Source organism: Alsobacter sp. SYSU BS001988, assembly GCF_054796215.1.
This window is the reverse complement of the sequence record NZ_JBTAMK010000021.1, coordinates 14,037-33,865: the sequence shown is the minus strand read 5'-3', so window position 1 is coordinate 33,865 and position 19,829 is coordinate 14,037. Positions and strand designations below refer to the sequence as shown.

The 19,829-nt window shown below is 69.8% G+C and carries 21 protein-coding genes; 9 read left to right on the top strand and 12 right to left on the bottom strand.

The features are described from left to right. Window positions 1-103: 103 nt before the first annotated feature. Window positions 104-1,039, bottom strand: coding sequence for a hypothetical protein (locus ACYVO7_RS23855; RefSeq protein ID WP_460452268.1), 936 nt, complete (start codon window positions 1,037-1,039; stop codon window positions 104-106). Between ACYVO7_RS23855 and ACYVO7_RS23850 the strand changes: the two genes are divergently transcribed. Next, complete coding sequence (locus ACYVO7_RS23850) at window positions 1,026-1,421, top strand: hypothetical protein (RefSeq protein WP_460452267.1); 396 nt, start codon at window positions 1,026-1,028, stop codon at window positions 1,419-1,421. The genes ACYVO7_RS23855 and ACYVO7_RS23850 overlap by 14 nt on opposite strands. Window positions 1,422-1,748: 327 nt before the next feature. Here ACYVO7_RS23850 and ACYVO7_RS23845 read toward each other — a convergent pair whose 3' ends face one another. Continuing rightward, entirely contained in the window at window positions 1,749-3,785 is a 2,037-nt protein-coding gene (locus tag ACYVO7_RS23845; RefSeq protein ID WP_460452266.1) for a tetratricopeptide repeat protein, read from the bottom strand. Between the two features lie 139 nt (window positions 3,786-3,924). Between ACYVO7_RS23845 and ACYVO7_RS23840 the strand changes: the two genes are divergently transcribed. After that, window positions 3,925-4,773 carry a class I SAM-dependent methyltransferase gene (locus ACYVO7_RS23840; protein WP_460452265.1) on the top strand — a complete coding sequence of 283 codons (849 nt, stop codon included), beginning with the start codon at window positions 3,925-3,927 and terminating at the stop codon, window positions 4,771-4,773. Window positions 4,774-4,815: 42 nt separating this feature from the next. On the opposite strand, the gene ACYVO7_RS23835 is transcribed toward ACYVO7_RS23840, so the two are convergent. Continuing rightward, entirely contained in the window at window positions 4,816-5,220 is a 405-nt protein-coding gene (locus ACYVO7_RS23835) for a hypothetical protein (RefSeq protein ID WP_460452264.1), read from the bottom strand. Between the two features lie 193 nt (window positions 5,221-5,413). After that, complete coding sequence (locus ACYVO7_RS23830; protein ID WP_460452263.1) at window positions 5,414-5,818, bottom strand: DUF1801 domain-containing protein; 405 nt, start codon at window positions 5,816-5,818, stop codon at window positions 5,414-5,416. 206 nt (window positions 5,819-6,024) lie between these two features. Here ACYVO7_RS23830 and ACYVO7_RS23825 point away from each other — a divergent pair, with 206 nt between their 5' ends. After that, the gene (locus tag ACYVO7_RS23825) at window positions 6,025-7,134 is read left to right on the top strand and encodes a hypothetical protein (protein ID WP_460452262.1); all 1,110 of its coding nucleotides are present in this window, start codon (window positions 6,025-6,027) and stop codon (window positions 7,132-7,134) included. Window positions 7,135-7,191: 57 nt separating this feature from the next. Then, on the top strand, window positions 7,192-7,689 hold the full coding sequence (locus tag ACYVO7_RS23820) for a peptide deformylase (protein ID WP_460452261.1): 498 nt from the start codon (window positions 7,192-7,194) through the stop codon (window positions 7,687-7,689). Between the two features lie 82 nt (window positions 7,690-7,771). Here ACYVO7_RS23820 and ACYVO7_RS23815 read toward each other — a convergent pair whose 3' ends face one another. The 3 genes from ACYVO7_RS23815 to ACYVO7_RS23805 form a co-directional block, all read right to left on the bottom strand. Continuing rightward, a complete protein-coding gene (locus ACYVO7_RS23815; RefSeq protein ID WP_460452260.1) occupies window positions 7,772-7,984 on the bottom strand; it encodes a hypothetical protein in 213 nt (70 codons plus the stop codon). A 128-nt stretch (window positions 7,985-8,112) separates the two neighbouring features. Beyond that, on the bottom strand, window positions 8,113-8,301 hold the full coding sequence (locus ACYVO7_RS23810) for a hypothetical protein (RefSeq protein ID WP_460452259.1): 189 nt from the start codon (window positions 8,299-8,301) through the stop codon (window positions 8,113-8,115). Window positions 8,302-8,436: 135 nt separating this feature from the next. Then, window positions 8,437-9,639: a TadE/TadG family type IV pilus assembly protein gene (locus ACYVO7_RS23805; protein ID WP_460452258.1), complete on the bottom strand. Its 1,203-nt coding sequence runs from the start codon at window positions 9,637-9,639 to the stop codon at window positions 8,437-8,439. Window positions 9,640-9,836: 197 nt separating this feature from the next. Between ACYVO7_RS23805 and ACYVO7_RS23800 the strand changes: the two genes are divergently transcribed. The 3 genes from ACYVO7_RS23800 (at window position 9,837) to ACYVO7_RS23790 (ending at window position 13,081) form a co-directional block, all read left to right on the top strand. Continuing rightward, a complete protein-coding gene (locus ACYVO7_RS23800) occupies window positions 9,837-10,118 on the top strand; it encodes a hypothetical protein (protein WP_460452257.1) in 282 nt (93 codons plus the stop codon). A 574-nt stretch (window positions 10,119-10,692) separates the two neighbouring features. Continuing rightward, window positions 10,693-11,874: a glycosyl hydrolase gene (locus ACYVO7_RS23795; protein ID WP_460452256.1), complete on the top strand. Its 1,182-nt coding sequence runs from the start codon at window positions 10,693-10,695 to the stop codon at window positions 11,872-11,874. 145 nt (window positions 11,875-12,019) lie between these two features. Then, window positions 12,020-13,081 carry a glycosyltransferase family 2 protein gene (locus ACYVO7_RS23790; RefSeq protein ID WP_460452255.1) on the top strand — a complete coding sequence of 354 codons (1,062 nt, stop codon included), beginning with the start codon at window positions 12,020-12,022 and terminating at the stop codon, window positions 13,079-13,081. Here ACYVO7_RS23790 and ACYVO7_RS23785 read toward each other — a convergent pair. After that, entirely contained in the window at window positions 12,999-13,817 is an 819-nt protein-coding gene (locus ACYVO7_RS23785; protein ID WP_460452254.1) for a PIG-L deacetylase family protein, read from the bottom strand. The two genes, ACYVO7_RS23790 and ACYVO7_RS23785, sit on opposite strands and share 83 nt — an antisense overlap. A gap of 352 nt (window positions 13,818-14,169) precedes the next feature. Next, window positions 14,170-15,573: a DUF5939 domain-containing protein gene (locus ACYVO7_RS23780; RefSeq protein ID WP_460452295.1), complete on the bottom strand. Its 1,404-nt coding sequence runs from the start codon at window positions 15,571-15,573 to the stop codon at window positions 14,170-14,172. 143 nt (window positions 15,574-15,716) lie between these two features. Between ACYVO7_RS23780 and ACYVO7_RS23775 the strand changes: the two genes are divergently transcribed. Both ACYVO7_RS23775 and ACYVO7_RS23770 read left to right on the top strand, forming a co-directional pair. Next, window positions 15,717-15,941 carry a hypothetical protein gene (locus ACYVO7_RS23775; RefSeq protein WP_460452253.1) on the top strand — a complete coding sequence of 75 codons (225 nt, stop codon included), beginning with the start codon at window positions 15,717-15,719 and terminating at the stop codon, window positions 15,939-15,941. Between the two features lie 177 nt (window positions 15,942-16,118). After that, window positions 16,119-17,162, top strand: coding sequence for a hypothetical protein (locus ACYVO7_RS23770; RefSeq protein ID WP_460452252.1), 1,044 nt, complete (start codon window positions 16,119-16,121; stop codon window positions 17,160-17,162). A gap of 61 nt (window positions 17,163-17,223) precedes the next feature. On the opposite strand, the gene ACYVO7_RS23765 is transcribed toward ACYVO7_RS23770, so the two are convergent. From ACYVO7_RS23765 to ACYVO7_RS23755, 3 genes are all read right to left on the bottom strand, one after another. After that, a complete protein-coding gene (locus ACYVO7_RS23765) occupies window positions 17,224-17,655 on the bottom strand; it encodes a YybH family protein (protein ID WP_460452251.1) in 432 nt (143 codons plus the stop codon). A 210-nt stretch (window positions 17,656-17,865) separates the two neighbouring features. After that, window positions 17,866-18,189 (bottom strand): hypothetical protein, encoded by a 324-nt coding sequence (locus tag ACYVO7_RS23760; RefSeq protein ID WP_460452250.1) that lies wholly within the window; start codon window positions 18,187-18,189, stop codon window positions 17,866-17,868. Between the two features lie 471 nt (window positions 18,190-18,660). Continuing rightward, window positions 18,661-19,161 carry a YybH family protein gene (locus tag ACYVO7_RS23755; protein WP_460452249.1) on the bottom strand — a complete coding sequence of 167 codons (501 nt, stop codon included), beginning with the start codon at window positions 19,159-19,161 and terminating at the stop codon, window positions 18,661-18,663. Window positions 19,162-19,829 lie beyond the last annotated feature (668 nt).

The window sequence follows — 19,829 nt, the reverse complement described above, 5'->3', positions numbered from 1 at the left end:
CGGGTGGTGTTGGGTCGCGGGTGGGGTGGTGGGTCAAGAAGAGCCACACCCCCCCCCCCCCCCCCCCCCCCCCCGCGTCGATCAGGACAGGCTCGAAGACGCCTTACTTGCCGTGGCCGCCGCCGCCGCCGCCGCCGCCGCCGTTGCCGCCGCCGCCGCCGTTGCCGCCGCCGCCGCCTCCGCCGTTGCCACCGCCGCCGCCGCCTCCGCCGTTGCCGCCGCCGCCACCGCCGCCATTGCCGCCATTGCCGCCGCCGCCGTTGCCGCCGCCGCCGCCGTTGCCGCCGCCGCCGCCGTTGCCGCCGCCGCCGCCGTTGCCGCCGCCGCCGCCGTTGCCGCCGCCGCCGCCGTTGCCGCCGCCGTTACCGCCGCCGCCATGGCCGCCGGAGCCGCCGCCATTGCCGGATCCGCCGCCGCCGGACGAGCCGCCGGAGCCGTTGCCGCCGCCGCTACCCCCGCCGGACCCGCCGGCCGCTCCGCCCTTGCCGCCGCCGCCGGAGCTGCTCGCGCTCGAGCCGCCGCCGACGCCCGACCGGCCGCCCGCGCTGGCGCTCATTCCGCTGGGCCCGCGCGAGCGGTCCGCGCCGACGCCGGCCCGGCTGGTCGCCGCCATGCCGCGCCCGGGATTGGACGGGTCGCCGAAGGCGGGGTTCGCGCCGCCGACATCGTTGGATTCGGCGCCGTTGCCGAGGCCGTTATTGCCCTTCGAGCCGCCGTGGCGCCCGGACCCGGGTTGGCCCAGGGGGGCCTGGCCGAAGCCGGTCTGCCCGCGCGCGGTCGTCGCCGCCATGCCGCGCCCGGGATTGGACGGATCGCCGAAGGCGGGGTTCGCTCCGCCGACGTCATTGGACTCCGCGCCGTTGCCCAGGCCGTTGTTGCCCTTCGAGTGGCCGCCACGGGAGGCGTGGTGGCCCTTCCCGCCGCGGGCGTGCGCCTTCGATCCCCGGCCGGGGTTGGAGGGGTCGCCGAAGGCCGGGTTCGCGCCGCCGACGTCGTCGGCCTCCGCGCCGTTGCCGAGGCCGTTATTGCCGTGGCTCACGGAGGATTGCGGGCCCGCGCCGGGCGAGGTCCCGCCCGTCGACCCGCCGATCGATCCCGTCACGCCGGTCGGGCCCGTCGTCCCGGTCGAACCCGTGGAGATGGAGCCTGTCGAGACGGAGCCCGTCGATCCGACCGAGGTCCCGATCGAGCTGGGAGCGGTTCCCCGCGGTCCGGTGGAGACGCCGACTGCGCTCGGGGCCGACGTCGCGCCGGTGGTTCCGACGCCGACGATCCCGCCCGGAGCGCCGAGGCTCCCGGCGGACCTGGAGAGCGAGCCCGTCTGGTCCGTGGAGGAGTGGAGGCCGGGACGTCCGACGACCGACTGCCCGTCGCAGCTGCAGAGCGCCCGGCCGCCACGGTGGATCAGCGTGCAGCTGTGATGTATTCCCTGGGGCGCCACCAGATAGGCGCACATCGGAGACGTCTGTGCGATGACAGACGTCGATGAAGCTGAGAGTAGCGCTCCCAACAAGACAGTATAACGCATCCGCATGGCGCAGTCCTAGCTTTCGGCCTGCTGCGGTAAGCAGCGGCTCTTTAAGTTACACATTGGATACACATTACTGAGATGTTGAACTAAAGTTCCCGGAATTCAGACGATTCCTGGAAAGAAAAGTAAACCGGATTAATCGCCAGCGGCCCCGCAGCGCGCCGAGGCGGCCGGGACGGTTCCAGGATGCCGAAGGAGCGCGAAGGCGGAGGTGGGCTCAGTCCGCCCCGAAGCGCCGGGCGGCGTCGCGGAACAGCCGCTCGTCGTCGGAGGCGAACTGCATGGCGCTCAGGAAGTCGGCGACCCTGTAGCCGGGCACGATCTGGCGGATCGCGGACAGGTAGCCCCGTGCGTCCTCGACACGCCCGGCGAGCGCGAGAGAGAAGGCCGCTATGGCCCTGATCTGCGCGTGCGCGTTGGGGCGGGCCGCGGCGCGGACGGCCCATTCGGCGGCCTCCTCGTAGCGCCCGAGTCGAACCAGCGCCATCGCGCGGGCGCCCAGCATGCCGAACAGCATCGGATCATAGGGGCTGAGGCGCCGCGAGTGATCCGAGAAGGCCACGGCCGCCTGTGGATCGCCGCTCTGCGAATGCACGAAGGCGAGGGCGTAATGTCCCTGCGCGAAATTGGGGCTGAGGTCGATCGACTGGCCCAGTTCGGCCACGGCCTCGTCGTGCTGGCCGCGAAGCCAGAGCGCGCGGCCCATGGCCCAATGCGCTGCGGGATCGCGATCGTCCGACATCAGGCTGCGGCCGGCCGCCGCGAACGCGCTCTCCATTTCCCCGCGCCGCTCGGCCCAGCCCTGGAAGGCGTTCTGGAAATGGGTGAAGGACAGCCCCGCATGCGCCCGCGCAAAGGTGGGATCGAGCCCGATCGCGGCTTCGAAGAAGGCCCTGGCCTGCGCGTTGTCGGCCCTGTTGAACCGGTACATGTGCCAGAGCCCGCGGTGATGCGCCTCCCAGGCGTCGAGCGAATTCGGGGGCTTGAGGATCGCCCTGTTGCGCTCGGTGAGCTCGATCTCGCTGGAGACGCAGGCCACGATGCTGTCGCCGATCTCGTCGAGCACCAGGAATGCGTCGTCCAGCCTGCGCTGGAAGCTTTCCGCCCAGACGATCCGGGCGGTCCGGGTCTCGGTGAGCTCCACCGAGACGGTCAGGCGGTCCGCGCCGCGTTCGAGGGCGCCGCCCACCACATAGTCCACGTTCAGCCGTCGCCCGGCCTCCTCGACGCCGATGCGGCGCTCATGCAGCGCGAAGGTCGTGCCCTGGGCGATGACGAAGAGGCTGCGCAGCTTCGCCAGCCGGGTGATCACGTCCCGGACGAGGCCGTCCGCCGCGGCGTCGCTTCCCGTTCCGGCCTGGCGCGCGAAGGGCATCACCGCGATGGAGGCGCGCCGCGGCCCCGCCGAGGGGAGGGGCGCTGCGGCGCCGTGGCCGGGCGGGGGCGCCGGAGACGACGCGCAGGGGACGGCCGGCGGGCCGGCGCCGCGTCGCGACCGCGCGGCGCGCCAGGCCTCGCGCAGGCCCGCATGGTCGAGGCCCTCCGCCTCGAACAGCCGCACGGTCGCGGCGAGATGCGCCTCTCCGTCCGGAATGCGGTCGCGCGACGCCAGCGCGTTCAGCATGCGTTCGTGCACGCGCCTGTCGAAGGGCGAGATCCGCAGCCAATCGTCGAGATGCGCGAACACGTCGTCGTCGTCCTGCGTCAGCGCGACGAGACGCTCCAGCACGGCCGCCTGGAAGCTGCGGAAGCGCCGCCGCTGGGCCGTGAGCCAGCCCTGGAAGGCCGGGCAGCGCTCGATCTCCAGCCCTTCCAGCACGTCCCCGCCGTGGAGGCCGGCCAGCCGCCGCAAGTCGTCCGGCGGCGACGACCTTAACCCCTGCCGGACCGCGGCGGCGATCTCGACGGCGTCGACGCGGACGTCGCCGAGGTCAAGCCTGATCGCATCGCCGCGCACGTCGACGCGGGTCCGGCCGGGCGCGTCGAAGATCCGCCGCATCTTGCTCAGGGCCCAGCGCAACTCTCCGCGCGGGTCGTCGGGAGCGTCCCAGAACATGTCGGTGAGGCGGCTGCGCTGGACGGGGTGGGGCGAGAGCGCCAGGACGCCGATGAGCCCGCGCACCTTGCGCGACGGCGGCAGGGGAATCTCCAGGCCTGCCCGCTGGACGCGCAAGGGGCCGAGCAGCCGCAGTTGCGCCGGGGCGTCGGCGCCCTCCCAGTCCCGCTTCTCCGGCTCGTCCGTTTCCACGGTCATTCCCACGCGGGCGCCCACGATGCCTACCATGCGCCGCCGCTAGTCTCAGGGTCGACGCGGGCAGGGCGCGGCCGGGACCGGTCCGTCCGAGCCCGGCGAACGCCCGCATCGCGGGACCAGCGACCGACGGAGATCAGCCATGCTAAGCACCGCTCAAGCCCCCCGTCAAAGCAGCGGGTTCGACACGGCCCAGTTGCAGGCCATCAAGACGCGCCAGCAGGGCGCGTGGTCGTCGGGCGATTACGCCGTCGTCGGCGTCACGCTCCAGATCGTGGGCGAAACCCTGTGCGAGGCGCTCGACCTCAAGGCCGGGTCGCAGGTGCTCGACGTGGCGGCCGGCAACGGCAACGCCTCGCTCGCGGCAGCCCGCCGCTGCTGCGAGGTGACCTCGACCGACTACGTGCCGGCCCTGCTCGACAGCGCCCGCGAGCGCGCCGCCGCCGAGGGGCTGGACATCGTGTTCCGCGAGGCCGACGCGGAGGCCTTGCCGTTCGCGGACGCCGGCTTCGACGTTGTGCTCTCCACCTTCGGGGTGATGTTCACGCCCGACCAGGACCGCGCCGCCGCGGAGCTCCTGCGCGTCTGCCGGCCCGGCGGCAAGATCGGCCTCGCCAACTGGACGCCGCAGGGCTTCATCGGGCAGCTGTTCAAGACGATCGGCCAGCACGTGCCGCCGCCGGCCGGCGCACGCTCTCCGGCCCTCTGGGGCGATCCCGAGCGCCTCGCGGCGTGGTTCGGCCCGCAGGCCGCCTCGCTGGTGGCCGAACCGCGGCATTTCACCTTCCGCTACCGCACGCCCCGGCACTTCCTCGACGTGTTCAGGACCTATTACGGCCCGGTGCTGAAGACCTTCGCGGCCCTGGAGCCGGCCGGGCGCGAGGCGCTCGAGCGAGACCTCGAGGCGCTGGTGGCGCGGTTCAACCGCGCCACGGACGGCGGGATGATCGTGCCCAGCGAGTATCTGGAGGTGGTCGTCGCGAAACGCTGACGGACCGATCCGGCCGGGCGTGGGCGCCAGATGCGCCCGCGCTCACTCCGCCGGCAGCGGCGCGGCCGTCCTGGCGCTCGGCGCCTCGCGGCGCAGGACGAGCCAGCCGAACAGCGCCATGTCGGCGATGATCGCCAGCGAGGCGACCGCCGCGATCGGGTCCCCGACATGACGTCCGGAGTGGACGAGCCCCACCCCGATGGTGAGCACGACCGTCGCGACGATCCACGCGCAGACCTGCGCCAGCGCGGCCCGGCTCCGGTCCAGCGCGGGATGGAGATGATAGAAGAGCCCGAACAGGAACAGGCTCACCCAGCCGAGAAGATTGAGATGCGCATGGGCCGGCATGGTCGAATGGTCGCCCGACGCGGCCATCACGACGCCCCAGCCCATCCCCGCCAGAACCAGAACGACCGCCGCCTGGAAGCTCAGCGATGACGCCTTCATGGATTGCCCTCCGCTTCGCTTGGATCCGCGGGCGTCGCATAGGCCTTCGGCCTCGCCTCATCCCGCTGGAGCTGTATCGACGCTCAATACAACCCAAGGATGATCGAAGGCTTGCGTCGGCGCGTCAATGCGCAGCGCCGCGTCTTTGCGGGAGAGGCCTGTCGACAGCCGCGCTCCGGTCGGCCCCGCCGGGCTAGGCCTTGGCCTTCGACGCGTTCAGGGCCGCGGCGGCCCTGATCAGGGCCTTGAAGTCCTCAGCCTGGATCTCATCGCCCTCGCGCAAGTCGATCGCGCGTCGCGTGTTTCCGTCCAGGCTGGCGTTGAAGAGGCCGGCGGGGTCGGGCAGGGCCGCGCCCTTGGCGAAGGTCAGCTTGACCACGGATTTGTAGGTTTCGCCGGTGCAGATGAGGCCGTGGCGCGACCACACCGGAACGCCTCTCCACTTCACCTCCTCGACGACGCCCGGCTCGGCGCTCCTGATCAGCGCGCGGACCCGGGCCAGCATCTCGCCGCGCCAGTCGCCCAACGCCGCGATCTTGGCGTCGATCTGCTGAGAGGCGGACAAGTCGGACGGCGTTTCGGCTCCGTGAGTGGTCATCGCGATTCTCCGCCCCGTTGACGGCCGAGGTTAGCGCCGCCGGCCGACGCGCGCGAGACCGGGGCGCCGACGGACGCTCTCTAGACGGTCCGGACTAGTCTGCCAGGGTGATGACGGGCCGGACGGTCGGCGTCGATACTCGCCAGGGCGACGCCCGGCGGACATGGAGCGGTTGGGTCCGCGCCGCCGGTTGCGGAGGAGCCTGCATGAGACCCATCGATGCGCTGGCCCAGACAGGGCAGGTCGTGCTGCTCTTCGACCAGGCGGCCGATTCCTATGAGGTGGGGCGCTGGTCCGAGGCGAGCCGGAGCTGGCGGCGCCCGAGCGGCCTGCCGGTGCTGATCGCTCCGAGCCATTGGACGACCCTCAACGCCCAGACCGGCGACGCGCCCGTCCTGAGGACGACCGGCGCCGCGCCGGAATCGCCGCGCGAGCCGCGGCTTCTCGTCAGCGCGGCCCTGATCGCCATCGGCGTCCTCGGCCTCGGCGTCGCGGCCCTGAGCGGCGGCGACAGGGACGCCGGGCGTCCAACGCCCTCCAGCCGGGCCGCCGCGCCCGCGACTGTGGCCGCGACGGCCCGGGCTCTGCCGGTCTTCGTGGAGGCGCAGCGCGCCGGGATCCCGCCACTGCCGAACGCCGTCGAGCCGGCCGGCCAGGCCGGGGCGGCGGAGACCGCGGCGGCCCGGGAGACGCAATTGCGCCGGGAGGTGGAGGAGCTGCGCCGGCGCCTGCAGGAGACGCTGTCCGCCTCCCTGCAGGCGGCCGAGGAGCAGCGGCGCTCCCAGGCCGCCGCGCAGGCCGACTTCGCCGACGCAAGCCGCGTCTCGGAAAGCCAACGCGGCGAGATCGCCCGCCTGTCGGCCGCCCTCGCGGATGCGGCGCGCGGGGCGTCCGCGTCGCCGGGCCGCGCAGCTGCGGCTGCGCCGGAGCCCGAGGACCTCGTGGGCGAGCGCGTCCAGTCCAGCCTCATGATCGCGGCGCTGCGGGACGAGGCGCAGGCGCGAGCGGCGCAGCTTGAATCGGCGCGGGCCGACGCCGAGGAGCTCCAGCGCGCCTCGCAACGGGAGCGGGCCGAGCTCGCCGAGGCGGCGGCTGCGGCCACGCTGTCCGCCAGGGATGCGCAGCGGGCGTTGGGCGTCCAGCGAGCGCTCGTGGCCGAGCTCCACTACCGCCAGATCGCGCTGGCGGAGCAACTGGCCGCCGCCCGCCTTCGCCAGGAGGACGCGCGGTCGCGACCCGTCGCCGCGAGCGGCGACGCCGCCGGAGCGCTCCAAGGGCTCCAGAAGCTGGCTCCACATGACGGCGGACCGCCCTGAGACCGCATTCCTGCGCGGATGGTTGCGCGACGCCGCGCCTCCATCCTAGATCGCCGGATGCTCGCCTCGCCCGTCGTCCTCTATCCCGATCCGCGCCTCTCCCGGCCGGCCGAAGCCGTGACCGCCTTCGACGCCGGCCTGGAGAGCGACGCCGCGCGCCTCCTGGCCGCCTTGAAGTCCATCCCGGCCCTCGGGCTCGCCGGTCCGCATCTGGGCGTCATGCGGCGCATCGTGGCGATCGATCTCGGCGCCGCGGCCGGCGGGGCGCGCATCTTCGTCAATCCGGCGGTGACCTGGGCCTCCGCCGAGACGAACGCGTTCGCGGAAGGCAGCGTCTCGCTGCCGGGCGTGCAGGAGACGCTGGCGCGGCCGTCACGCGTGCGGGTGGCGTGGGCGACGCTCTCCGGCGACCAGCGCGAGGACGAGTTCGACGGCTTCATGGCCGCCTGCCTCCAGCACGAGATCGACCAATGCGACGGCGTGTTCTGGCTGGACCGGCTGTCGCGCCTGAAGCGCGAGAGGGCGCTGGCCCGCTTCCGCAAGCTGCGCCGATGACCCGGCCGGGGCCGCCAAGGCGCCGGGGGGCGGCTCAGTCGGACGTGCCCGCCGGGTTCTCCGACGCCGCGCCTGTGCGGTCCTATTCCGTGTCGTCGGAAGGCGCGCGCGCGTGCTGGATGCGGCTCTGAAGCCGCTCCAGCTCCCCTCTGAGCCAGTTTCCGCGCGCTGACAGGCACATGCCGTCCCACTCGCGGTTGGAGATGGAGGAGCCGGCTTCTTCGAGCTCGCTTCGCAAGACCTCGAAAACCTGGCTTTCGTGTCCGACTTCGGTGCTCAGGCCCGTGTACTTCAAGCGACGCCCCAGAAGTGACGTTATCATACGCCGACACGTTACTTACGAAAGCGTACGAACGCGAGTTGGCGATTGGTAATGTTGTGGCTAAAAATGCCGCAGGCCCGGTCATCGGCGGCGAGCGGCGGTCACTCCGACATCCGTGCGTCCAGCCGGGCGATGGCGGCCTTGAGCCAGTCGGACCGCTCGACGAGGCTCATCCGTTCCCATTGCTCATCGGGGATGGCCATCCCGAGCCGTTCGAGTTCGGCGCGCAGGGTCTCGAACAGCGTGCGCGCCTCGGCCTGCTCTTGCGGGTCGACCCTCTGTGCAGCCACGGCGCGGCCTCCGACTCTCCGCACAGTCAGGCATCACCCGGCGCGGCGACGCAAGCGGAGGTCGGCCGGGCGGGCTCGCCGCGGCCGATCATCGGCTTGCTGAGCCTTGGACGGGGCGCTGGACGCGCGCGCAGGTCACTGCACCAGGACCGCGCCGGCGTCGCCGCTTGCGGTCATCACGGTCGTGGGTTCGTCAGGCTTGTCGATGTTGATGATGGCCGAGGAGTTCACCATCAGCGTGTAGGCGACCAGCGCCATCTTGTGCGACGAGATGCTGGCCTGGGAGTTGAGCGTGACGTTGCGGCTCGGCAGATAGAACAGGCCCTCGACCTGTTGGGACGCGTTGGCGTTGAGGACGATGTTGCTGCGCGTGGTGAGCGCCGGCTCGTACATCGAAAGGCCCGCATAGGTCCCGGCGCTCGGCGGCGTCATGTCGAGTTGGGCGTTGGAGTTGAGCTGGATGTAGCTGCTCGAGTCCTTCAGGTAGAAAGTGACGCCCTTGGCCGTGGCGTTGACGTTGCTGCCCAGGTTGAGCGCTCCGCTGATGACGTAGAACCCGGGCTTGAAGGTCAGCGTGACGTTGGAGTTGACGTTCAGGTTGCAGTACATGCCCGGATCGAGGCTGATCGTGGTGTTGCTGTTGATCACCTTGATCGTCGAGCAGGCCGCATAGGCGACCGGCGCCGGCAGCTTGCCCGCGAAGGGGTCAGCCATGGCGGAGCAGCCGGTCTTGTAGCTGTCCCTTCGGGCGGAGCCGTTGAGCACCATTCCGCCGGAGTCGCACAGCCGCTTGGCGTTCACCACCGCCGACGAATTGAGCATGACGGCGGCGCTGTCGCGCGACCGGACATGGATCTCGCAATTGGGAGCGTCGATGGTGGCCGACGAGTTCAGCGTCAGGGCGGTTCCGGTCGGGGCGACGGTCAGCATGCAGACGCTCTGGGGACTCGCGCCGGCCTTCGCCCCGGCCTGGAGATCGATCCGCCCGCCGGCGGCGCCGGCCAGCTTCATCAGGCTCATCTGCGAGACGACGGTCGCCTTGCCCCAGAACACGCCGGTGCTGGAGTCGGTCCAGAACCGGACGCTGTCGTCGGTCCCGGCGTTGGCGCCCATGCCGGCCAGGTACACGGCCATGGCGGCGTCCGGCCCGTTCGAGGCCGCCGATCCGGCCAGGACGGCCGCATCCAGCGCGTTGCGCGCCGCCTCGCGGACCCGGATGTTCTGCGAATAGTCGATCGCCAATCCCGATACGAAGAGGATGGGCGCCGCCAGCACCGCGAAGGGCACCGCGAAAGATCCACTGTCCGAGCCTATGAAACGGCGAAGCGTCTGCATCATGATGGAGCCCTTTGCACGCATAGGTTGCGTTCAGAATGCTAAATGTCGGCGATGGAAATGCGGAGGATTTGACGGATCGTCAGCTTTGTTGGGGGAACCAGGGCAAGACGCTCAGGCAGGGGAGGCGAGGGCAGGCCGGGTCGCCGGGAACTCCGCCGCGGCTCCCGACATTGGGGCGCCGAGCAGGAGTGACCGCCATGCAGAGATACGCGTTCGGGCTGGGCCTCACGATGGCGCTGTGCTGGGCGGCGCCGGGATCCGCCATGCCGCGCTCCGACGTCGCCGGCGCAGCCGTCATCCAAGGAGCGGGCGTGGTGTGCGACGACTATGGCCGCTGCCGGGAGACCTACCGCAGCCCCTATGGAAGCCGCTACGGCGACCGCTATGGCGGCTATGGCGAGCCCCGCTACCGTCCCCCGACGAAGTGGGAGCGCAAGGGGTTCTGCCCGCCGGGTCAGCGCAAGAAGGGCGCCTGCTGAGCCGCGACGGGCGGCGCCCATCGGGGCAGCCGCCCCCGTCGCAAGCGAAAGGCGGGCGGTCTGCGGCGTGCGGCCGCAGCGCCCGGCTCGTTGCTCGCCGACCGGCGTCCGACCGGCCCCCGCCCGCGTCGGCTGTGGCGCCCCGGCCACGTCGTCCGGCCCAGGCCCGACGCGGGCGTCGGAGTCGAAAAACCGCCGTGGCGTCCTGCGTTACAGTAAAGTAGATTCAAGACGATCAGGCGGACGCCAAAATGATGGCGCCGAAGAATAGTGTGATTTGCTGTACAGGCAGCCGATTCGGCTAGCATCGTTCTAAGTAGCGCGCCATTGCGGATCACTACGAATCCCGCGGGGATTGCGAAGCCCAGGCAGCCTTGCCACACTCCGATTCAGATTGGTCTTGAAGCCGATCGGCCGAACTCCTTCGCCTGCTGGCCAGGCGAGGTTGGAATCGTGAGTCGCCCGGATTGGGCGGATCCATCACACAGGCGCACGCGGATGGTTGGGCCGTGCTTGGGGCTTTGCGCTCGCAGGCGCGGCTTGCATGTGCGCCGACGCGCATTTGGGGGTCGTATTGACTGATATCGGAGCCTATGTCGGGAACTCGCCGGAAAAAATTCCAGGGTTTGAGCATGTTCTGGGCGACTCCGTCGATTTCGTCCGCGCTCAGACGGGCCGCGCGGACTGGGCCGACTGGGACGGCAGCATCGCCTGGGAAACGCAGCTCTGGGCCGGGACGGGCCGCCCGATCGCATGGTCCATTCCGCTCTTCGCCAACCAGGGGAACCTCGCGAGCGCGGCGGCGGGAGCCTATGACAGCCACTACAGGCAGGCGGCCGAGACCATTCTGGCGGGCCAGCCCCACGACGCCGCGATCTCCATCCGGATGGGGGAGGAGTTCAACAGCGACTGGATGCCGTGGTCGACGGCGAAGGGGCAGGACCAGAACTTCATCGCCGCCTACCGGCATTTCGTGGAGGCGTTCCGGTCCGTCTCGGACAAGTTCCAGTTCGAATGGAACGTCAACCTCGGCGGAAGCGTGGATCCCGCCGCGGCCTATCCGGGCGACGCCTATGTCGACGTGATCGGGATGGACTTCTACTACAACACCCAGTGGGACTCGGCCGACCCGAACGTCGCCTGGGCGAAGAAGGTCAGCGAGCCCTACGGCCTGCAATGGCACCAGGACTTCGCCGCCGCGCACGGCAAGCCCACCGCCTATTCCGAGTGGGGCATGAACTCGGATGCTCCCGCCTACGTCACCAAGGCGGCGCAATGGTTCGCCGACCACCAGGTGCTCTACCAGAGCTACTGGAACGTGAACGACAACGGCTACCGCAGCGAGATCGGCCAATACGCCGGCGCCAGCAGCGCCTTCCAGAAGGCGTTCGGCCCAAGCGGCGGCCACGACCAGGCGTCGGCGCCCGCCGCATCCTCGACCGCGGCGGTCGCCGACTCGAGCCACGCGGCGTCGACGGCGACGTCCACGACCCAGGCCGACGCGACTTCCGCTCCGGCGGCGACGGTCCGCTTCTCGGCGTCCAGCGGAGGCGACGCGTCCCCATACCCGGCCCCGGCCCCGAACGCGGCGTCGACGAGTTCGTCGTGGGACGGGGCGGATCACCAGCCCTGGAGCGCGCCGGACTGGGCGCCGGACGCCTCCGCGTCGCATCAGACCTCCGACGGCGCATGGGGCGGCCATCGCCACCACGCGACCAAGTGGCAGGCCGGCTACGGCGACTTCCACGTCCTGTGACGCCGCGGCGTCGGCCGCGGGGCCGGTTTTTCGGGTGAGAACGGAGCGCCTTGAGACCAAGGCGCTCCGAAACCGTCTTGCGGTCAAGGAAACGCTTGTCGCCACCGTCCGTTGATGATTTCGGTAGCATTCCATTGGCGGCGAGGTGAGCGCCACTTTGACACCGGTCGTCAGCGTCATCATAGCGTGCTTCAACAGCGAGCTCTATGTCGCGGCGGCGCTGGACGCCGTGCGCACGCAGACGCTCTCCGCCATCGAAATCATCGTCATCGACGACGCATCTACGGACCAGACCGTCGAGATCGTGACGGAGCTCGCCTCTCAGGACCCCCGCATCTCGTTACTGCGGCTTCCCGCCAATGTCGGCCCGGCCGTCGCGCGCAACAAAGGGCTCCAGGCGGCCCGCGGCCGGTGGATCGCCATCGTGGACAGCGACGACCTGATCGCGCGATGCCGCCTGCAAAAGCTCGTCGCCGCCGCCGAGGCGGACGGGGCCGACATCGCCTGCGACAACCTGGTTCTGTTTCGCGACGACGCGCGCGCGGTCGGCCGCGCGCTGGAGGGGAAGGACTGGACGGAGCCGCGGGGGATCGACCTGGTCACCTTCATCCGCTCCAATCACGCCAATGCCGGGCAGTCCGCGCTCGGCTACCTCCAGCCGATCATCAGGACGGAGTTCATCCGCCGCTCAGGCGTCGCCTACAACGAAGACCTGCTGCTGAACGAAGACTACGACCTGTTGCTGCGCATGCTCGCAGCCGGCGCGCGCATGCGCGTCTATCCCTGGCCGACCTATTACTACCGCAAGCGCGAAACCTCTCTGTCCCGCCGCTACCGGCGCACCGATCTGCAGGCGATGATCGCCGCCAACGCCGCGTTCCTGCGGTGCCAGGCCGCCCAGTCCTCGGCGGTCGCGCGCGCCTTGGCCGAGCGCCTGGACAGCATCGTGGACGAAGTGGCTTTCATCGACTTCAAGGCCGCCCTGTCGGCGCGCGACGTCGGCTCGGCCCTGGCGAAGCTGTGGGCCCGGCCGCAACTCGTGCCGCTGTTGCTGGGCAAGGTGGGCTTCTATCTCGAGCGCAGAACCCAAGATCTCCGCTCCAGATCCGGCTCGTCCCCCCGCTTCACGTTCGATCTGGCGGCTTCTGTTCGAACAGCAACTCCTCGGCCCGGTCGAAATGGGCCAGGAACGAGCGGCGAAGCCTGAACGAGCCCTTGCCACCTTCGAAACTGTCGGAAAGCTGACTGGCGTAGCACGCCATCGCCCGCCGTTTCGCGCGCCGCACGCCTGCGATGGGCGCCCGGAGGAACCGCATTTCGCCCTCGGCCGGGGCGTCCTCGTCGCAGAGCCAGGCCCAGACCGGAAATTCCAGCATTCGGGGCGCGCGCCGCAGCTGGCGCAGGGAGGCGGTCACGATCTGCCACGCCGCCCGATGGTCGGGCGAACTGTCGCGCCGCCACGGCAGGAGCACGGTCTGGAAGGACAGCGGCTCGAGCGCACGCGCAACGACCCGGACGGCGTCGTCGAAACCCGCCTCCGCCGCGGTCGGAAGCGCGCCGTCCGGCAGCATGGCGAACCGGGCCGCTTGCGGCGGCGCGCCCAGGACGCAGAGCGCGTCAAGGGCCTCGCGCCGCCTAGCGTCCGCCAGCCTTGCCCGCGCCTGCGCGTCGGCGGTGGGGTGCGACGCCGATCCGTCCGTCACGAAGAGCACATGCACCTCCCGCCCGGCGCTTCGCAGCAGCGCGATGACCCCTCCGCAGCCGAGGGTCTCGTCGTCCGGATGCGGAGCGATCACCAGCGCCGGGCCGAACTGCGCGATCTGCGCCTCGCTCAGGAGAACGGCGGGACGGCGCAGCAAGAGCTGGGACGACGCCCAGGGGTGGATGAGGCGGACCAGCGGGAAGGGGAGGCGGTCGGTCAGGGCTCGAGCGATGCGGCGCATGAAGGAAGAACCAGCGCCTCCCGTCCCGGTTCCGGGCCGAATTGCGCCTTCGGGCGACGCGACTGCGGGGAGGGCGGTCGTCGCGCGCCCGCGTGGCGCAGCCGGCGTCGGCGCCGCAGGCCCGCAGCGCGCGGCTCGTTTCGCCGGCCAACTCCACCTCCGCCTTGGCGCGGTCCGCCCCTGCGTCCAGAAGGCACGATCGCCGGGTCGGAACCCTGGCCGCCCCGGCCGCTCCGCCCCTGGCGCGAGCGGGGCGCCCGTGAGGCCGACCGAAAGAACGACCAGGATCGTCATCCGCATCGTCGTTCCCTTTCGCTTAACTTCGCCCGCAAGCGGCGGGTCGCCGGCGAGGTCACGTCAAGGCGTAGATCGGGACCTCGCGGGCCATTCCCCGGAGGACGACGGGACGCCGGACGGGCGCGACGCCGCTGCGGAGCAGGAGATCCCGGGCCGCCTCGTCGTCCACGACGGACGCGGTGGCGAGGATGGCTTGCGGATCGGCCAGGCCCTGAACCCGCGCGGCGATGTTGACCGTCTGGCCGAAATAGTCCTGCCGATCGTTCAGGCTGACGGCGAGGCACGGCCCTTCATGGATGCCGATCTTGAGGACGAAGTCGTCGCAACGGCGTTGCGAGTTCAGGTCCCGCATGGCCGCCCGCATCTTCAGGGCCGCGGAGAGGCCCTTGTCCGGCGACGGGAAGGTCGCCATCACGGCGTCGCCGATCGTCTTCACGACGGCGCCCTGCTCGGCGGCGACGATGTTCTGCAGCACGCGGAAATGCGCCCGCACCAGATCGAAGGCGGCGAGGTCGCCGACGCGCTCATAGAGCGCTGTCGACCCACGCAGATCCGTGAACAGGAAGGTGAGGCTGGCGAGCTTGAGGCGCTGGTCGACCGTCAGGCTCTCGGTCCGGTGGAGATCCCGGAAGGTCTGAGTGGTCAGCAGCCGCTTGGCGGTCAGGAAGGGCCGACGCCGCTCGAGGATGGCGTGCAAGTCGTCGCCGGCGACGCACAGATTGGGCAGCACGCGCCTGTCGCTGTGGTTCTCCAGCGCCAGCCGCAGCGGGCCTGGCCGCAGAGTCACGGCCTCGTTCAGCTCATGTCCGTTGCTGACCACCATCGAGAGGACCTGCGTCTGCGGCGTCGGCTCACCCTGCACATCGAGGAACTGGGCCGAATGGGTCACCGCGTCGAACAGAATCGCGAATTGCGCCGGCAGCTCCAGCGACAGCACCGCCTTCTCGCCCGGCGGCAATTCGACCATCGCCAGGATGGCGGCCGCGAAGCGCTCCTCGAAGTCGTCGCGCAGGTCGACGCCCGTGCTGAAGAAGACCTGGCGGTAGTATTCGAAGGGCGGCAGCCGGTCGGGGTCGTGCGCCGCAATCGCGCGCAGGCGCGGGCTGACCGTGAAGCTAACCTCGACCCTTTCGTCGAGGCTGGGTTCGTATCCCGCGGCGCAGAGCGCGCAATGATACTGCTCCTGGTGGATCGACTTCAGGCTCGCGCCGCTGTCCAGAACGCCGCCGCAGCCCGGGCAGAGCACGTTCCAGGACATCTCAAACAGGCCGAGCTTGGCGGCGTGGAGGAAGCCCGCGATGGTCGGCTCCTCCGCAAGGGCGTGCGAAGCCGCAAACGCCAGCGCGTTGATCCGGCAGAGCGCACGATCCGGCCCCTGCGCGACCAGACGTTCGATGGCCGCGGCGACGGCGGGCTCGGCCGCCTGGCGCAACGCCGAAAAGAGCGCGGCTGCCTGCATCCGCAAGGCCTTTCTCTCGCCTGGGGTCGCTTCTGGCGAGCGTGGATCATACGCCTGCGCCCCCGGCCGAACCAGCGCCGCGTTGAACCCCAGCGTCGTCTTCAGCGTTCGAGTGGCGTGACGTCCGTCTGTGCGAGGCCGCGATGAACAAGGACATTCTGGCTGCGCTGGCCCAGGAACTGCGCGCCGAAGCGGCGAGGCTCGACGAGGCGGCCCTGGGCAGCCTGCGCGATCCGGCCAATGTCGGTCTGGGCACGGCGGCGCGCACCGTCGAGGCGATCGCCGCGGCTCTCGAGCGGGTCTGCGCCGCGCTCCCCGCCTCAGGCCCGACGGCGACGAAGCGCGCGCGCTCGCCCGAGTTGGGCTGACGCGCCCGGGCGCGGACCTCCTGGCCCGATCGGCACCGCGCCTGCAGGTGCTCCTGCGCACCGCGCGTCGGGGGGCGCCCTCTATGGTGGAACCGACCCGAAGGTCAGGAGCGCCGCGCGGATCGTCGGGCCGGATGATGCGGCGCACCCCGCGACGCCGGACAGATGAGGTTCCCCATGGCCATCGACTGGAGCGCCATCAAGAGCAAAGCCATCCGGGAAGCTTTCCGTCGCGCGCTCAGCGACGACAAGCATCTGTCTCACGCCGAGGTCGTCGAGGTGATGCGCAGCGTGATGGCCGACGGCGACCTCGACGAAGAGGAGATCGCCGACCTCAAAAAGATCGCCGAGACCTCCGAGACCATACCCGAGCGCTCCAAACAGATGATCGAGAATCTCGCTTACGACGCTTATCTGACCTGGGGCTACGGCACGATCAACGTGTCGACCAGCCGGCAGAGATACGCCGCGGAGCTGATCTTCTCGTTCATGAAGCGGATGGGCGCGCCCGTCTTCCCGCGGCTGGACCGCGACCGCGTCGGCATCGACCTCTTGCTGAGGGTTTCCAACCCCAACATCATCAACCAGCGGCAAGCCACCTTATGCGGCCCCGTGAGCTTCCTGTACAGCCTGGCCCTGGACTCGCCCGCGATGTACGCCAAGTACGCCATCGACTTGTACGAGAAGGGAAAAGCCACGATCGGCCGCATGGAGATCAAGCCGAGCTACGACTGTCGCCATTACTTCCCGCCAGCGCCGATCAGCCCCGGCGACTGGCTCACGGCCGGCAGTCTGAGGGATTCGGAGAACATTCTGTTCGACTATGAATCGGTCGACGATAGCGGCTCCGCCACCAACGCCGATCTCGCCCGGTGGTTTTCGACCGCCGGCTACACGGACATTCATGCGGACGACAACATCACGTTCAGCCGTGACGCCTCGGACATCGCCCTCGTGAACGGCTACTACAACGCCGGCTACCGGGTCGCCCTGCGGATCAATTCGAAGCTTCTCTACCCGTCCAAACGCAACGACAGCTCCCATCGGGGCAACCACTTCGTCGTGCTCCGCTCGCCCATCGCCGTCTCGGGCGACGCCGTCACGCTGACGGTCTACACCTGGGGCATGGGCCAGACGCGAGTGCCAGAGCCCGACGCGCAACTGACGAAGAGCGGCTTCCTCGAACACTGGTACGGCTACGTCGCCGGCAAGCCGTTCTAGGGGGGCGGCGTCGACGTCCGCGCAAGCGCCGTGGGCGGTCCATGCGGACCTTGCGCCACGATCATCGGTCGGCGTTCCAGATATCCGTGGAGAGCTTCCAGTCGGCCCCGACCTTCTCCCAAAGGACGACATACTTTCCGCTCATCTCCTGCGCGTTCTGGCCCTTGCTCTTCAGCGAGAAGCGGCCGATCTCGCGCGCGGCGGCAGGTCCCAGCGGCTTGACGTCGTCGGCCGTCAGCGTGAGGTCGCCGACCGCTTTTGCGGCTTCCGACCAGAAGGCCTTGATCTTGCTGCGCCCTTGCACCAGAGGGCTGCCGGCGGGAAGAAGAAAGGCGTCCTCGGCGTACATCGAAGCGACCGTCTCGAAGTCGCCCGTGTTGAAGGCGGTTTCGAAGGCAAGGTTATGCTTGTCGATGACGGCTTTGTCCTGGGCGTGCAGGGCGGAGGCCGCGACCAGGCCGCCACACATGACGATGGTTCGACTGACCTTCATGCCGTCCTCCTTGCCGGGTCCGTCCCTGGCGCGATCCGCAGGGCGACGCTACCCGTCCCCTCGGCGATGAAGAATTCGGTACGACGGCCTAGCTCGGGAGGGGTGGAAGGTGGGACGGCGCAGGCTCATGCAGGGCTGGACGCCGGGCCGACCCAGGGCGGCGCTCGCTGGGCGCCGCCCTGGGTGACGGTGGTCAGCGGACCATGGGGCTCAGGCCGCCTTGGTCTTGGCGACCCGATGAAGCGTTCCGCAGGCCAGGATCACTTCGCCGCTGGAGACCTTGGGGGCTCCGATCTTGGTCTGGGCGGCGTTCTCGCTGACCCATTTGCGGGCGATCTCGACGCTCTTGTCGACACCGGCCTTGTCGCGGCACAGCGTCACCGTCATGCCGCCGTCCTCGGTGCGGAACAGGGTGTATGTCTCAAACCCGTCCACCGAGACCATCAGCTTCTCAATTTCGTCGACCCGGCTTTCCAGCAGGCTCATGAACTCCTTCGCACCGACGCCTGAATAGGTCCGCGCTACGGCATACATCGTCGCCTCCCTGGCTGTGATCGGGGGAGCACACAGGCTGCGCCCCTCTGGGCGTCTGTCAACACGCCAGGTTGCCTAAGCTCGACGGGGGCGCAGGTCGCGCTCCGGCCGCTGCGACGTCGTGATCGCGCGATGGAGTGGCCTGTCGCAGCGGTCGCGCCAGATGAGGCGGCGCGGCCGGCGCCCGCTCCTGATCGAAGATTCGCGCGCCGGCGGCTGCGCGTGGCGGGTCCAGATCGATCAGGCGTGGAGGATCCTTCACCATCTCGCGCGTCGCCGAGCAACCATCGATAAGCCGGGCGGTTCTCCCACCAGTACAATGCGTGCGAGGGAAGAGCGCACTGAAGAAGCATCTATGGGTCGCGGTCCTCGCGGCGCGCGCCTTGTCGTCACCGCCACGGTGAGCTTGCGCCCGGACGCGACGACGATTTGACGGCTCTGCCTTCAGCTCGCATTACAAAGCCGCACCGGTCACGGCAGTCGGAGGTCGGTGTGGTGATGGACGACCTTCCAGGCCCCGTTCTCGCGCCGATACACGTTTGTCACGCGCCAGTCGATGGCGATCGGGTGGCCGCCGAAGATCGCGGAGCCCCGCTCGTGGCCCAATTCGAGCGCCACGTGGTCCATGACATGAAACACCTGATCCTCGATCCTGGCGTGACCGCCCCCTGCGACCCTGGCGAGTTGTTCCCACGATTGCTTCACCGCTCGCCAGCCGATATTGCGCCCGCCGATCGGATGCATCGCTGAAACGTCGTCCGCGTGGGACCACGCCTCCCAAAGCGCTGATGCGTCCCCTTGGACCATGCGGCTCAGCGCCGAGTAAAAGTACCGCGAAGCAGCCCGAAGCGCCGGATCGTCGGGCCTCCTTGCCCGCCCGTCGGTGCGTGTGTCGAGACGCTCCGGGCCGAGCCGGCCGTTGAACCAGCTGCAGTGATCATCTACGGCGTACCGGCCAATAATCGTGGCCATGGACAGACCTCCCTTTCGCGGGAAGCTGCAAGTGAAGTCGAAGCTACCAGTTGAGCCAACCCGCAACCTTGGCGGCCCTGCGATGCATCGGATATGTCAGATCGTCGACTGAAGCTGGCGCCTGCCAAAACAGTGTTGGCGAAAATAGGACGTCGTTTTCGTCCAGTAAAAGCGATACCATTATATAACAACAGGGTGAGCCTTTTGCGGGCGAGGGGTCAATCCACGCGAGATGGCTAGGTCGACAGGGCTAGGCCCCGGCCCGCACTGAGCTGATCGATGGCGAGAGCGCGAAGAGGGCTGCGTTCAGGGGACTTCGCGGAGCTTGTCGCAGGGGCGAGCGATGCGCCGGCGGTTCCATCGCGGGTAGCAACGAGGTGCAATGGTGGGCGAATGATGGGTCCGGTCGCTTCAGCTTCGGCGGAACCGTGCTTGGCTCGAGCCTCACGGGCAATCTCGTAATCAATGACTTCAACGGGGATGGCGCTCCGGGGCCGCGCGGTTCAGGCCAGCACGCTCCGCACGAACCTCCGCCCGAAGCCAGGACGCCTCGCCCCGACGCCGTGACAGAGACCGACTGCCCGGATCGAGCGAACGGCCTGAAGTGCGACAGGGCTGGTCGCTACACTCTGGGCGCAACACTCTCACGCAGGAGCGGCCACAACCCA